Annotated in this window: 15 protein-coding genes and 1 other RNA gene; 8 read left to right on the forward strand and 8 right to left on the reverse strand. The window is 64.1% G+C overall.

The window, feature by feature from the left end; translation table 11 throughout:
• Positions 1 to 39: 39 nt before the first annotated feature.
• From RX330_RS07485 to ssrA, 8 genes are all read right to left on the reverse strand, one after another.
• Complete coding sequence (locus tag RX330_RS07485) at positions 40 to 558, reverse strand: GNAT family N-acetyltransferase (RefSeq protein ID WP_317242570.1); 519 nt, start codon at positions 556 to 558, stop codon at positions 40 to 42.
• 212 nt (positions 559 to 770) lie between these two features.
• The gene (feoB, locus tag RX330_RS07490) at positions 771 to 2,642 is read right to left on the reverse strand and encodes a ferrous iron transporter B (RefSeq protein ID WP_317242571.1); all 1,872 of its coding nucleotides are present in this window, start codon (positions 2,640 to 2,642) and stop codon (positions 771 to 773) included.
• A 37-nt stretch (positions 2,643 to 2,679) separates the two neighbouring features.
• The gene (locus RX330_RS07495) at positions 2,680 to 2,955 is read right to left on the reverse strand and encodes a ferrous iron transport protein A (protein ID WP_018319701.1); all 276 of its coding nucleotides are present in this window, start codon (positions 2,953 to 2,955) and stop codon (positions 2,680 to 2,682) included.
• 114 nt (positions 2,956 to 3,069) lie between these two features.
• Complete coding sequence (locus tag RX330_RS07500) at positions 3,070 to 3,321, reverse strand: ribbon-helix-helix domain-containing protein (protein WP_212080678.1); 252 nt, start codon at positions 3,319 to 3,321, stop codon at positions 3,070 to 3,072.
• Positions 3,318 to 3,506, reverse strand: a complete 189-nt coding sequence (locus RX330_RS07505) for a DUF4169 family protein (RefSeq protein ID WP_018640859.1) — start codon at positions 3,504 to 3,506, stop codon at positions 3,318 to 3,320. The genes RX330_RS07500 and RX330_RS07505 overlap by 4 nt, the downstream gene beginning before the upstream one ends.
• Positions 3,507 to 3,786: 280 nt before the next feature.
• A complete protein-coding gene (gene fumC, locus RX330_RS07510; RefSeq protein ID WP_317243857.1) occupies positions 3,787 to 5,220 on the reverse strand; it encodes a class II fumarate hydratase in 1,434 nt (477 codons plus the stop codon).
• 89 nt (positions 5,221 to 5,309) lie between these two features.
• Entirely contained in the window at positions 5,310 to 5,828 is a 519-nt protein-coding gene (locus RX330_RS07515) for an SspB family protein (RefSeq protein WP_212080679.1), read from the reverse strand.
• 115 nt (positions 5,829 to 5,943) lie between these two features.
• Positions 5,944 to 6,310: a transfer-messenger RNA gene (gene ssrA, locus RX330_RS07520) on the reverse strand.
• Positions 6,311 to 6,394: 84 nt separating this feature from the next.
• On the opposite strand from ssrA, the gene RX330_RS07525 reads away from it, so the two are divergent.
• From RX330_RS07525 to RX330_RS07560, 8 genes are all read left to right on the forward strand, one after another.
• Complete coding sequence (locus tag RX330_RS07525) at positions 6,395 to 7,003, forward strand: chromate transporter (RefSeq protein ID WP_317242572.1); 609 nt, start codon at positions 6,395 to 6,397, stop codon at positions 7,001 to 7,003.
• On the forward strand, positions 7,000 to 7,530 hold the full coding sequence (locus tag RX330_RS07530) for a chromate transporter (protein ID WP_317242573.1): 531 nt from the start codon (positions 7,000 to 7,002) through the stop codon (positions 7,528 to 7,530). Before RX330_RS07525 ends, RX330_RS07530 begins: the two co-directional genes overlap by 4 nt.
• Positions 7,531 to 7,625: 95 nt before the next feature.
• Positions 7,626 to 8,387 carry a tripartite tricarboxylate transporter TctB family protein gene (locus RX330_RS07535; RefSeq protein WP_212080682.1) on the forward strand — a complete coding sequence of 254 codons (762 nt, stop codon included), beginning with the start codon at positions 7,626 to 7,628 and terminating at the stop codon, positions 8,385 to 8,387.
• Between the two features lie 7 nt (positions 8,388 to 8,394).
• The gene (locus tag RX330_RS07540) at positions 8,395 to 9,909 is read left to right on the forward strand and encodes a tripartite tricarboxylate transporter permease (protein WP_317242574.1); all 1,515 of its coding nucleotides are present in this window, start codon (positions 8,395 to 8,397) and stop codon (positions 9,907 to 9,909) included.
• Between the two features lie 115 nt (positions 9,910 to 10,024).
• Positions 10,025 to 11,005, forward strand: a complete 981-nt coding sequence (locus RX330_RS07545) for a tripartite tricarboxylate transporter substrate binding protein BugD (RefSeq protein ID WP_317242575.1) — start codon at positions 10,025 to 10,027, stop codon at positions 11,003 to 11,005.
• Positions 11,006 to 11,177: 172 nt separating this feature from the next.
• On the forward strand, positions 11,178 to 11,972 hold the full coding sequence (locus RX330_RS07550) for a thymidylate synthase (protein ID WP_212080685.1): 795 nt from the start codon (positions 11,178 to 11,180) through the stop codon (positions 11,970 to 11,972).
• 5 nt (positions 11,973 to 11,977) lie between these two features.
• Positions 11,978 to 12,463 carry a GNAT family N-acetyltransferase gene (locus RX330_RS07555; protein WP_317242576.1) on the forward strand — a complete coding sequence of 162 codons (486 nt, stop codon included), beginning with the start codon at positions 11,978 to 11,980 and terminating at the stop codon, positions 12,461 to 12,463.
• Entirely contained in the window at positions 12,463 to 12,975 is a 513-nt protein-coding gene (locus tag RX330_RS07560; protein WP_317242577.1) for a dihydrofolate reductase, read from the forward strand. Before RX330_RS07555 ends, RX330_RS07560 begins: the two co-directional genes overlap by 1 nt.
• Positions 12,976 to 13,076 lie beyond the last annotated feature (101 nt).

Raw genomic sequence — 13,076 nt, forward strand, 5'->3', positions numbered from 1 at the left:
GGGCGGCTCAACCTCCTGCGCGGTGGCGTGCTGCCACTGTCACTGCGCAGGAGGACTTACGGCTCTCGACTTGCGGTAGATCACGACGTCTTCGCCGTGACGGTTCGTGTTCCGCTCGATGAGATAGTCTGATCTTTCCAGCACGCGGCGGGATGCACCGTTCCTGACATTCACGATGCCGATGAGGGACGGCAGCTTGTGATGCGACAGCCCGATGTCCGTCATCGCGGCCGCGATCTCGCTTGCGAATCCCCGGCCCCAGAATTCGCGCTTGTACGCGTAGAGGATCTCGATCTCGTCGATGTCCTCGACGAGAATGTGCCGGATGCCCGCGCGTCCCACGAACGCTCCGTCCTGCGTTCGCAGCACCCAGAGGCCGAAGCCGTGCTGGTCCCAATGGGCCATGTTGGTGGCGAGATAGGTCTTCGTGACCTCGGGCGTCCGCACCCCACCGAGATAGCGGGAGACCTCGGCATCGAGATGCAACGCGACGAGGTCGGTGAGGTGGCTTTCGTTCAGCCGCTCTGCGGTGAGCCGCTTGGTACTGAAGTGATCCATGATTGCGAGGTCGTCACCAAAACGCGTCACCAACTGGTCGCCAGTTGGATGCCGCTGAGGTCGATCATGCCAGCGTGCTGATGTTTTGCCCGACGGGTCAACCGGTCCGTCATCTGCGGTCGGATGATTTTCGTGCTCGCGTAAGCCATTGATTTTACAACCCCCGTCCACGGTGCATGGGGTTGTTTTCGCAGTTTTTGTTTGAAGGGGGCCTAGCCCGCCCCCAACGCGACCGCGACGTTGTAGGTCAGCAGGCTCGCGGCATAGGCCAGCACCAGCATGTAGGTGAAGGTCACGGCCATCCAGGTCCAGCTTCCGGTCTCGCGCCGGATCACGGCTAGCGTCGAGGCGCATTGCGGGGCGAAGATGTACCAGGCCAGCATCGACAGCGCCGTTGCGAGCGACCATTTCGTCGCCAGCACCTGCCCGATCTGCTCGGCCGCTTCCTTGCCGCCTTCGATCGCGTAGACGGTGCCGAGCGCGGCGACCGCGACCTCCCGCGCCGCCATGCCGGGGATTAGCGCCACCGCAATCTGCCAATTGAAGCCGACGGGGGCGAGCAGCGGCTCGAGCGCCTTGCCGATCATCGCAGCCAGGCTGAAGTCGATGGCCGGCTCGGTGGCGCCCGCCGGCGGCTGCGGGAACGAGGCCAGAAACCAGATCAGCACCATCATCGAGAAGATCGTAGTGCCGGCGCGCACCAGGAACATCTTGGCGCGGGTGTAGATGCCGATCACGATCGATTTCAGCCGCGGCATCTTGTAGTCCGGCAGCTCCAGCATGAACGGCGCCGGAGCATAGTCGCGCAGCATGAAGAACTTGATGAGGAACGAGACAGCCAGCGCGCTGATGATGCCGGCCGCATAGAGGCCGAACATCACGAGGCCCTGCAGGTTGATGAAGCCCCAGACGTCCTTCGCGGGGATGAAGGCGGAGATGATCAGCGTGTAGACCGGAATGCGCGCCGAGCAGGTCATCAGCGGCGCGATCAGGATCGTCGTCAGACGGTCGGGCTTGTTGTCGATGACGCGCGTCGCCATGATGCCGGGAATGGCGCAGGCAAAGCTCGACAGCAGCGGAATAAAGGCGCGGCCGTGCAGCCCCGCGCCGCCCATGATGCGATCCATCAGGAACGCGGCGCGCGCCATGTAGCCGAAATCTTCCAGCAGCAGGATGAACAGGAAGATGATGATGATCTGCGGCAGAAACACGATCACGCTGCCGACGCCCGAGATCACGCCGTTCTGAAGGAAGCTCTGCAGAAGGCCGGAGGGCAGGGTGGCTTGGATGAGCTCGCCCAGCGCATCGAAGCCGGAGTTGAGCAGGTCCATCAGGGGCTGCGCCCAGGCGAACACCGCCTGGAACATCACGAACAGGATCAGCGCCAGCACGATGAGGCCGCCAACGGGATGCAGGACGACCCGGTCGATCCGCCCGGTCCAGGTGTCGGGTCTGGCAGGCAGGCTGACGCAGTCGGCGATGATGCGGTCGGCCTCGCGCTGGGTCGCGCGCAATTCGGAGACGCTGAGCGCGCGCCAGCTGTTCGCCTCCGCCTCGGCGGCGAGCTTCGCCGAGATATCGTCGGTCAGTTTCAGGAGATCGGTGGTGCCGCCCTTGCGCACCGCGATCGAGGTGACCACGGGCAGGCCGAGCTCCTTGGCGAGCCGCTCGACGTCGACGGTGATGCCGCGGCGGGCGGCGATGTCGAACATGTTGAGCACGAGCACCATCGGCCGTCCGGTGCGCTTGAGCTCGAGCAGCAGGCGGATGGTCAGCCGCAAATTGGTCGAATCGGCCACGCACAGCACGAGATCGGGCACCGTCTCGCCGGAGGCCTTGCCGAGCACGAAGTCGCGGGTGATCTCCTCGTCCGGGCTGCGGCCGCGCAGCGAATAGGTGCCGGGCAGGTCGACCACCGAGACCTGGCGTCCCAGGGGCGTGACGAAGAAGCCTTCCTTGCGCTCGACGGTGACGCCGGGATAGTTGGCGACCTTCTGCCGGCTGCCTGTCAGTGCGTTGAACAGCGAGGTCTTGCCGCTGTTCGGCGTGCCCACCAGGGCGAGATGCAGCAGGGGTAATTCCATGGAATCACTGGTCCGGGATCAGAGGTCCGGCCGCTATCTAAGCGACGATGATGGCCATGGCTTCGCGGCGGCGGACCGCGATCGTGATGCTGTCGACCCGCACGGCGATGGGGTCGCGCCCGACCAGCCCTTCGTGCAGGACCTCGACCCGTGCGCCCTCGACGAAGCCGAGCTCGATCAGGCGACTCTCGAGCTCGATGTCCGAGAGCGCAGAGCCGGCCTCGCGAGCCGAAAGATGCTGGATGACGCCGGTGTAGCCGCGCTGGGCCAGACCCAGCGGCATGTGCGGGCGCGTGTCATTGGTGTCGGTCATGCCCTGTAATTTCAACGCAGGGTATTGAGGTCAAGCGGCGGGGTCGGCCGAAACTGCACCTTAGAGTGATTTTAAAGTGCAGATTGCCGGGCGCCGGGGAAAGCGGCCCGGCGGCTACTGGGCCGGGATCTTGTCCGGCTGGGCGGCCATGGCCCGGCTCTTGAAGTAGTCCAGGACGAACAGGCGGATCGCCGACGACAGGTTGCCCTGCTGGCGATTGTTGTCGATCTCGCCGACCAGCTCGGACAACGTCATGTTGCGCAGGCCCGAGATCTCCTTCATGCCGTTCCAGAACGCCTCTTCGAGGCTGACGCTGGTCTTGTGCCCGGCGACGACGATCGACCGTTTCACGACCGGCGACTTCATGGCTGCTCCTCGCGATCGATCTGATGCTGATCCAGGTGCGCCTTCGCCTTGTCCGCGCGCGTCTCCTCCGCCGACCGTTCCGCCTTCGTGCGACCGAACTTCGTCCGGTTGGCGTCCGCCTGTTTCGCCGAGGCTTCCCGCTCGGCGCGCTTCCGGAAGCGATTCAGGTTGATGACGTTCCCCATGCCGCGTCTCCATCATCCGATCCTCTTCAGGCTGGATGAAACATTCAGAAACAGGGTGCCGCTTTGCGCCCCACAAGACTTGATCGCCATTCGCTCGTCCTCGTCAATCGGCCCCTCGGGCCATCAAACGATGAATTTCGCCCTGTCGAGGGGGGCGGAAAGGCTGCGTAGCACGCCGTCCCGCCGGAACATTGACGGTAATCAAATCCCGCCCCCAAAACTGCATATTTCTGGGCGCCGAGCGTCCGTATCATTACGGATGCCTATCGGAATTCGGAATTTATCCCGGGCTGGTCATCTTCTCCGGGCGCACCAGGCGGTCGAATTCATCCGCCGAGACGAAGCCGAGCCGCAGCGCCTCCTCCTTCAGCGTGGTGCCGTTGGCATGCGCCGTCTTGGCAACCTTGGCGGCGTTGTCGTATCCGATCTTCGGGGCGAGCGCCGTCACCAGCATCAGCGAGCGCTGCATCAGCTCGCTTATCCGCTTCTCGTCGGCGCGGATGCCGCTGACGCAATGCTCGGTGAAGGATCGCGCGGCATCCGCCATCAGGCGGATCGAGTGCAGCATGTTGTAGGCGAGCACGGGCTTGTAGACGTTGAGCTCGAAATGGCCCTGGCTGCCGGCGACCGTGATCGCGGTGTGATTGCCGAACACCTGGCAGCACACCATGGTCATCGCCTCGCATTGCGTCGGGTTGACCTTGCCCGGCATGATCGAGGAGCCCGGCTCGTTCTCCGGCAGGATCAGCTCGCCGAGGCCGGAGCGTGGGCCCGATCCCAACAGGCGGATGTCGTTGGCGATCTTGAACAGGCCCGTCGCCACCGAATTGATGGCGCCATGCACCAGCACATAGGCATCGTTCGAGGCCAGTGCCTCGAATTTGTTGGCGGCGCTGGTGAAGGGCAGTTTCGTGATGCCGGCGACATGCTTTGCGAACAGTTTCGCGAAGCGCGGCTTCGAGTTGAGGCCGGTGCCGACGGCGGTGCCGCCCTGCGCCAGCGGATGGAGGTCCTTCACCGCGACCTTGAGGCGGGCGATGCCGCTCTCGATCTGCGCCGCATATCCGGAGAATTCCTGACCGAGCGTCAGCGGCGTCGCATCCTGGGTATGGGTGCGGCCGATCTTCACGATCTTCGAGAACTCCTTCTCCTTCTTGCGCAGAGCGCGCAGCAGTTCGCCGAGTGCAGGGATGAGATCGGCATTGATGCGGCTTGCGGCCGCGATGTGCATCGCGGTCGGGAAAGAGTCGTTCGACGACTGGCTCATGTTGACGTGGTCGTTGGGATGCACCGGCTTCTTGGCGCCGAGTTCGCCGCCCAAGAGCTCGTTGGCGCGGTTGGCGATCACCTCGTTGAGGTTCATGTTGGTCTGCGTGCCGGAGCCGGTCTGCCATACGACGAGCGGGAAATGATCGTCCAGTCTGCCGTCGATCACCTCGCGCGCGGCGCGGATGATGGCGTCCGCCCGGCGCCGGTCGAGCAGGCCGAGCTCGAGGTTGGACTGCGCTGCGGCGAGCTTGACGATACCGAGCGCGTGTACGAGCGCGATCGGCATGCGATCCGTGCCGATCCGGAAGTTCTGGCGCGAACGTTCAGTCTGCGCGCCCCAATAGCGGTCAGCGGTGACTTCGATGGGACCGAAGCTGTCGGTCTCGATGCGGGTCGCGGGGCGGGCGGTCTTCGAGCGGGAAACTTTGGCCATGAGCACATCCATTCCGCCGCGCGAGATGCCGCGCGGCCTCTTCATGTGCTCTTCTATATAGACAGTCTGGCCGGGTGCGACGGCTTCGCGGCCAACCTAGATCATTTCTTGCGGAAACGATCGAGCCGAACGACCTCGGCGCCGCCCTGGTTCGGGGCCGCCGGCTCCTCCGTGCCTTCCGCCGTTTCAGGGGAAGGCGTCTGCACCGCGACGGCCGACGGCGCGGGAGCCGCCGGCAGCGTCTCGGGCGCGACCTCGGCGACATCGGACGTGTCGAACTGCAGGCCGAACTTCACGGACGGATCGAGGAAGCTCTTGATGGCGCTGAACGGCACGATCAGCCGCTCAGGAATGCCGCCGAAGGACAGGCCGACCTCGAAGCGGTCCTCGAGCACGGTCAGATCCCAGAACTGGTGCTGCAGGATGATCGTCATTTCTTCCGGATATTGCGCGAGCAGCCGCGACGATAGCTTCACGCCCTCGGCCTTCGACACGAAGGTGATGAAGAAATGGTGCTCGCCCGGCAGGCCGTGGGCCGCGGCGTCGGTCAAAACCTTCCGGAGCACGCCGCGCAGCGCGTCGCGGGCCAGCACATCGTATCGGATATGATCGGTCGCCATGGTGGTCCTGTTGCATCCCCGAAGCCGGACCGTGCCGGCCCGACTCGCCAAGCCGCAATAGTACCGCGCCTGACGGGTCAGCAGGAGTCCCCGCCGGGGAAGAAATCGAGATTAAAGTGGAGGCTTCTGTTGCCAGGTGCCTCCGAACCCCGCCTAACGGAGCTTAACCCGTTAGGACTTTAAGTCGGTCTTTCAAACTGCGTTACGCAGCCTGAGCAACCGGAGCAAAGTTGTCGTTGGCAACTATTGCAGTAGCCCGATAACGGCGGAACAATACCGGGAAAAAGTTCGCCCTTTACGCCCTCGTCGATCCTATTTCGCCCCCGCCAAAACCCGCTTCTAGGGTATGCCCCGCGTGGGCTTTGGTGGAGGCGCCGGGTACCGCCCCCGGGTCCGAATGGTTTATTGCGACGACCGTTTATTTCCATAGCCGGCGAACCGGCACCCCCAATATAGGGGGCAAACGTTTCGAAAGACAGGGGTTTGGCGTGGATTGCGTCCGGTTCCCTTTGGATAGGTTCCGGATGCGCTTGGCCGTGGCGCGACCCCTGTTCTAAGCTCCTGACATGTCCCCGGATTCAGTACCGGCTGTCCAGGACTCGGACCAGGAGCCGGACCTCGCTGCCGCGCCGCCAGGTCTGGTCGCGCTTTTCCTGGCGTTCGCCCGGATGTCGCTGGCCGGTTTCGGCGGCGTGCTGGTGTTTGCCCGGCGGGCCATCGTCGAGCAGCATCGCTGGATGACCGCCGACGAGTTCAACGAGACCTTCGCGCTCTGCCATTTCCTGCCCGGGCCCAACATCGTCAATCTGTCGATGGTGTTCGGCGCCCGACTGCGGGGGGTCGCCGGGGGAGTGGCCGCCTTTGCCGGCCTGCTGCTGCCGCCGACATTCATCATGACCGGGCTCGCGATCATCTACGCTCAGTTCGGCGAATTGGAGCTGCTGCGCCGCAGCCTCGCCGGCATCTCCTGTGCGGCGGTGGGCCTGTTGATCGCGGTGGTCTTCCGCATGATGACCCCGCTGTTGAAGCGGATGGACGCCGTCGCGCTCACCCTGATGCTCGGTGTGTTCGCCGCCATCGGCCTGCTCCGCCTGCCGCTTCAGGCAGTGCTGCTGGTCGCAATCCCCGTGAGTATCGGCGCCACCTATTTCCTGCGGCGGAAAGTAGCAGCATGAACGCCGAGAACCCGATCTGGGTGCTGATCTCCACCTTCGGTCTGATGTCGCTGTTCGCGGTCGGCGGCGCCGCGGCGGCGGTGCCGGAGATGCACCGCATTGCGGTCGAGGTGCATCACTGGATGACCGACAAGCAGTTCGCTGATGCCTATGCGATCGCGCAGCTCTCGCCAGGTCCGAACGTTCTTATCGTGACCTTAATCGGCTATGCCGTCGCCGGGATCCCCGGGGCGCTGGCGGCGACGCTGGCGATGTGCCTGCCGACGGCCCTGCTTGCCTATTATGTCAGCCGGCTTCTGAATCGGCCCAGCCAATCGCGCTGGCCCGGATTGATTCAGGCTGCGCTGGTTCCGCTCTCGATCGGATTGATGGCGGCGAGCGCTCTGATCCTGGCCCAGTCGACCGATCGCACAATTGTTGCGGTGCTTCTGACCGCAATGGTTGCGGTGATCGCATCCGTCTCGCGCATCAATCCTCTTTGGCTTTTGCTCGCCGGGGGCTTGTTGGGTTTTGCTGGCATTGTGTAACGAAAATCGCTAGGCAATGGTCGGGGCGGGGGATCCAGTTCCAACTGATTTAGAACAACAGTGCTCGTGACTTACGGGTCGCGGAGGAGACATGCATGGCCGACACGATGGGCCACTCAGCGACGACCACCCGAAACACGCGGTTGGCGCTCGGCTTTTGTCTGCTGGCGATTGCGCCGCAGATTTTCGAATTGATCTGGTCGATCGGGACGATCTTCGGCTGGGGGACCGGCCGCGGCCCCGCGACGGTCGTCACCAGCCACGCGGCGGCGCTGATCGCAGGCGCGCCCAGCGCGATGTTCGGATCGCTTGGCGGCGGCACCAAGAAGATGTCGTCAGAGGTCCTGCTGGCGCTGATCTATTCCTATCCGCTGTTCGTGGTCGCAATCCTCACGCTGTTCATGAGCATCAGGTCGGCCCAAGATTATGTCGGCGGCGTCGTCCTGATGGCGGTCGCCCTGTTCGCGCTGTGGGCAGGGAGCGACTTGCAGGGCATGCGGGGCTTCTCCTTCGGCGCGGGCACCGCGCCGCGAATGTTCGGCGGCCTGCTGGTCGCCTTGTCCGCCGGCATCGCCTTGACCGGTCTTCTGACCGATGGGCCGGCAATGGCCCATTATTCATGGCGGGGGCCATTGTTCGTGGTGGCGGCGATTCTGTTTTTCGCGCTGGCGATCCGGCCGCTCGGCCTCGTGGTCACGGCCTTCGCGAGCTTCATGATCGCCGCGACGGGATCGCAGGAGACGCGCTGGGTGGAGGCGGTGATCGTGGGCGCTTGCCTGACGATCGGTTGCGCAATCCTGTTTCCATACGTGCTCGGGCTGCCGATGCCGATGTATCCGCGTTTTATGATCCAGTGAGGGTGTGATGGATATCTTTGCCAACCTCGCTCACGGCTTCGCCGTCGCGTTCTCTCCGATCAACCTCCTGATGTGTCTGATCGGCGCCCTGGTCGGGACGCTGGTCGGCGTGCTCCCGGGCATCGGCACCATCGCAACGGTGGCGATGCTGCTGCCGATCACCTTCGGACTGCCGCCGGTCGGCGCCCTGATCATGCTCGCCGGCATCTATTACGGCGCGCAATATGGCGGCTCGACCACGTCGATCCTGGTCAACATACCAGGCGAGGCGACGTCGGTCGTCACTGCCATCGACGGCCACCAGATGGCGAGACAAGGCCGCGCCGGCCCGGCGCTGGCGATCGCCGCGATCGGCTCGTTCTTCGCCGGCTGCGTCGCGACCGTCCTGATTGCCGTCCTCGGCGCGCCGCTCACCAAACTCGCGCTGGCGTTCGGCCCGGCCGAATATTTCTCGCTCATGGTGCTCGGCCTGATCTTCGCGGTGGTGCTGGCCAAGGGCTCCGTGCTGAAGGCGATCGCGATGATCGTGTTCGGCCTTTTGCTCTCCATGGTCGGCTCGGACATCGAGACCGGCGCCTCACGCATGGCCTTCAACATTCCGGAGCTCGCCGACGGCCTCGGCTTTGCGACGGTGGCGATGGGCGTTTTCGGCTTTGCCGAGATCATCCGCAATCTCGACGCCGGCGCCGAAATGAGCCGCGATCTCGTGCAGCAGAAGATCACCGGCCTGATGCCGACCAAGAAGGATCTGATCGACTCGACGCCCGCGATCCTGCGCGGCACCGTGCTCGGCTCGATCCTCGGCATCCTGCCCGGCGGCGGCGCGACCATCGCATCGTTCGGCGCCTATACGCTCGAAAAGAAACTCGCCAAGGACCCGTCGCGGTTCGGTCGCGGCGCGATCGAGGGCGTGGCGGGGCCGGAAAGCGCCAACAACGCTGCGGCGCAGACCTCGTTCATCCCGCTGCTGACGCTCGGCATCCCGCCGAACGCCGTGATGGCGCTGATGGTGGGCGCGATGACCATCCACGGCATCGTGCCGGGCCCGCAGGTGATGCAGAAGCAACCCGACCTCGTCTGGGGCATGATCGCCTCGATGTGGATCGGCAATCTGATGCTGATCATCATCAACCTGCCGCTCGTCGGCATCTGGGTCCGTCTGCTCCGCGTCCCCTACCGGCTGATGTTCCCCTCGATCGTGATTTTCTGCGCGATCGGCATCTACTCGGTGAACAACGCACCGGTCGATGTGATCCTCGCCGGCGTGTTCGGTCTCGTCGGCTACTGGCTGATCAAGCACGATTTCGAACCGGCGCCGCTGCTGCTCGGCATGGTGCTCGGACCGTTGATGGAAGAGAACCTGCGCCGTGCGCTGCTGATCTCGCGCGGCGACTGGAGCGTCTTCCTGACGCGTCCGTTGTCGGCGGTGCTGCTGGCGGTCGCGGCGGGTCTGCTTATCCTTACGGTGTTACCGGCGTTGCGCGCCAAGCGCGACGAGGTGTTCACCGAGTCCGAGAACTGAGGTCCTGCGTCGGCGCGCCGCATTCGGAAGTCGAATCGACTTGTGTTACGGCTTCGTGAAATGGAAATGCCGGCCTTTGGGCCGGCATTTTAATTATGTCCAAAGGGGAAACGTCATGACGTTCATTCGCGCGCTTACGGGCGCATGTGCCGCAGCGCTCACAGCGCTCGGCAGCTTCATCGCAACGGCTGAGGCGCAGACCTATCCGACGCGCAGCATTACCATGATCGTGCCGTTCGCGGCCGGCGGCCCGACGGACGTGATCTCGCGCATTGTCACCGGGCACATGGCGCAGACTCTCGGACAGAGCATCATCATCGAGAACGTGGTTGGCGCCGGCGGCACCACCGCCACCACGCGCGCCGCGCGTGCGGCCAATGACGGCTATACGCTCATCACCGGGCATATGGGAACGCATGCCGCCTCGGTGCCGCTCTATCCGAAGCTTGCCTATCATCCCGAGAAGGACTTCGAGCCGATCGCGCTGCTCGCGGGCACGCCGATCCTGATCCTCGCGCGGAAGGACTTTCCGCCGAAGGATCTCAACGAATTCGTCACCTATGTGAAGGCGAACGTCGAGAAGGTGAACGCCGCGCATGCCGGCGTCGGTTCGGTTTCGCACGTTTCGTGCGAGCTCCTCCATTCCATCCTCGACATCAAGCCGGTCGGCGTGCCTTTCAACGGCACCGGCCCCGCGATGAACGCATTGGTGGCTGGACAGGTCGACTACATGTGCGACCAGATCGTCAACGCCGTTCCGCAGATCAATGCCGGCACCATCAAGGCCTATGCGATCGCCACGGCCGAGCGTAACCCGTCCCTGCCGAACGTCCCGACGACGGCGGAAGCCGGCCTGCCAAAATTCCAGGCCCAGGCCTGGAACGCGATATTCGCCCCGAAGGGAACCTCGCCCGCGATCATCGCAAGCCTGAACGCCGCTGCCATCAAGGCGCTCGACGACGAGACCGTGAAGAAGCGTCTGCTCGACCTCGGCAGCGTCATTCCGGCCGCCAAGGATCGCACGCCGGAAGCGCTGGCGGCGCTCGTCAAGAGCGAGATCGCAAAGTGGAGCCCGGTGCTCAAGCCGGCGACTTAGCCCAGCGAGATCAAGCTGATAGGCGAGGGGCGGAACGTCGAGTTCCGCCCCTTGTCGTTTGCTCCAGAAACACTCAATTTTCCGGGTATAATCGGTGCGAACAGCGAATCGCCGCTGTTGCAGCGCGGGGGCGGCCGTTAAGTTCGCCGCCTTCCCAAAGGCTCAGTCGCACATGCACCAGTATCAGGACCTGCTCGAGCGGATTCTTTCAGACGGCGCCGAGAAGACCGACCGGACCGGCACCGGAACGCTGTCGGTGTTCGGCCATCAGATGCGCTTCAATCTGTCCGCCGGCTTCCCGATGCTGACCACCAAGCGGCTGCCGCTGAAGGCGATCGTGCACGAGCTGTTGTGGTTCCTGAAGGGCGACACCAACATCAAATATTTGCGGGACAACGGCGTCACCATCTGGGACGAATGGGCGGACGCCAATGGCGATCTCGGCCCGGTCTACGGTCATCAGTGGCGCTCCTGGCCGGCGCCTGACGGCCGCAGCATCGACCAGATCGCGAACGTGGTCGACATGATCAAGCGCAACCCGGACTCGCGCCGCCTGATCGTCTCGGCGTGGAATCCCGCCGAGGTGGACAAGATGGCGCTGCCGCCGTGCCATTGCCTGTTCCAGTTCTACGTCGCAGGCGGCAAGCTGTCCTGCCAGCTCTATCAGCGCTCGGCCGACGTCTTCCTCGGCGTGCCCTTCAACATCGCCTCCTACGCATTGCTGACGATGATGGTTGCGCAGGTCACCGGCCTGAAGCCCGGCGACTTCGTGCATTCGTTCGGCGACACCCATCTCTATTCCAACCATCTGGAGCAGGCAAAGCTCCAGCTCACCCGCGCGCCGCGTCCGCTGCCGGTGATGCGGATCAATCCTGACGTGAAGGACATCTTCTCCTTCCGCTTCGAGGATTTCGAGCTCGTCGGCTACGACCCGCATCCGCACATCAAGGCGGAAGTTGCGGTCTAGCACCCATGTCGCTCAATATCCGCCGCGCGCGCCCGGGCGAAGCCGGGCTCGTTCTCTCCTTCATCCGCGAGCTTGCCGAATACGAAAAACTCTCACACGAGGTCGAGGCGACCGAGGCCGACATCGCCGACGCGCTGTTCGGCGACAGGCCGCAACTCCATTGCGCAATCGCCGAGTGGAACGGTGACGCCGTCGGCTTCGCGGTGTGGTTCACGAATTTCTCCACCTTCAGCGGCCGCCGCGGCATCTATCTCGAGGATCTCTACGTGCGGCCGTCGCATCGGGGCAGTGGTCTCGGCAAGGCGTTGCTTGTCCATCTCGCGAGGGAGTGCGTCGACAACGGCTGGGCGCGCCTGCAATGGGCGGTGCTCGACTGGAACGCGCCGTCGATCGCGTTCTACAAATCGCTCGGCGCCGTCATGATGGACGATTGGACGCTGTGCCGCCTGTCCGGGCCGGCGCTGACGCAGCTTGCCGGGAGCACATCCTGATGGAAATCGTCTTCGTCGTCGCGATCGCGGAGAACGGCGTGATCGGCGCGGGCAACGCGATGCCGTGGCGATTGAAATCCGACATGGCGCGCTTCAAGGCCCTCACGATCGGCAAGCCCGTGATCATGGGCCGCAAGACCTTCGAATCGCTGCCCCGCCGTCCCCTGCCGGGCCGCACCAATATCGTGATCACGCGCGACGTGGACTATCGCGCCGCAGGCGCCATCGTCACGACATCGGCGGCGGATGCGGACGCGGTTGCGCGCGGCGATGCCCTGCGGCGTTCGGTCACTGAAATCGCGGTGATCGGCGGTGCCGAAATCTTTCGGCAATGGCTCGATCGCGCCGATCGCCTCGAAATCACCGAAGTCCACGCGCGCCCCGAAGGCGATACGCATTTCGACATCGACAGGGCGAAGTGGGACGAGGTCGCGCGTGTCCGCCATCCTGGCGGAGGCGACGACAGCGCCGATTTCTCCTATGTGACATATCGTCGGCGGCCCCGCCATTAACCGCATTTGCCAATGTTAACATTGACTTTTCTGCCCCCGAGCTTAGCTCGAAAGGCGGCGGGGGTTACGTTGTAAGGGACTTGCCTGTCCCCTATAAAGCC

Source organism: Bradyrhizobium sp. NDS-1 (assembly GCF_032918005.1).
GTDB classification, from domain to species: Bacteria; Pseudomonadota; Alphaproteobacteria; order Rhizobiales; family Xanthobacteraceae; genus Bradyrhizobium; species Bradyrhizobium tunisiense.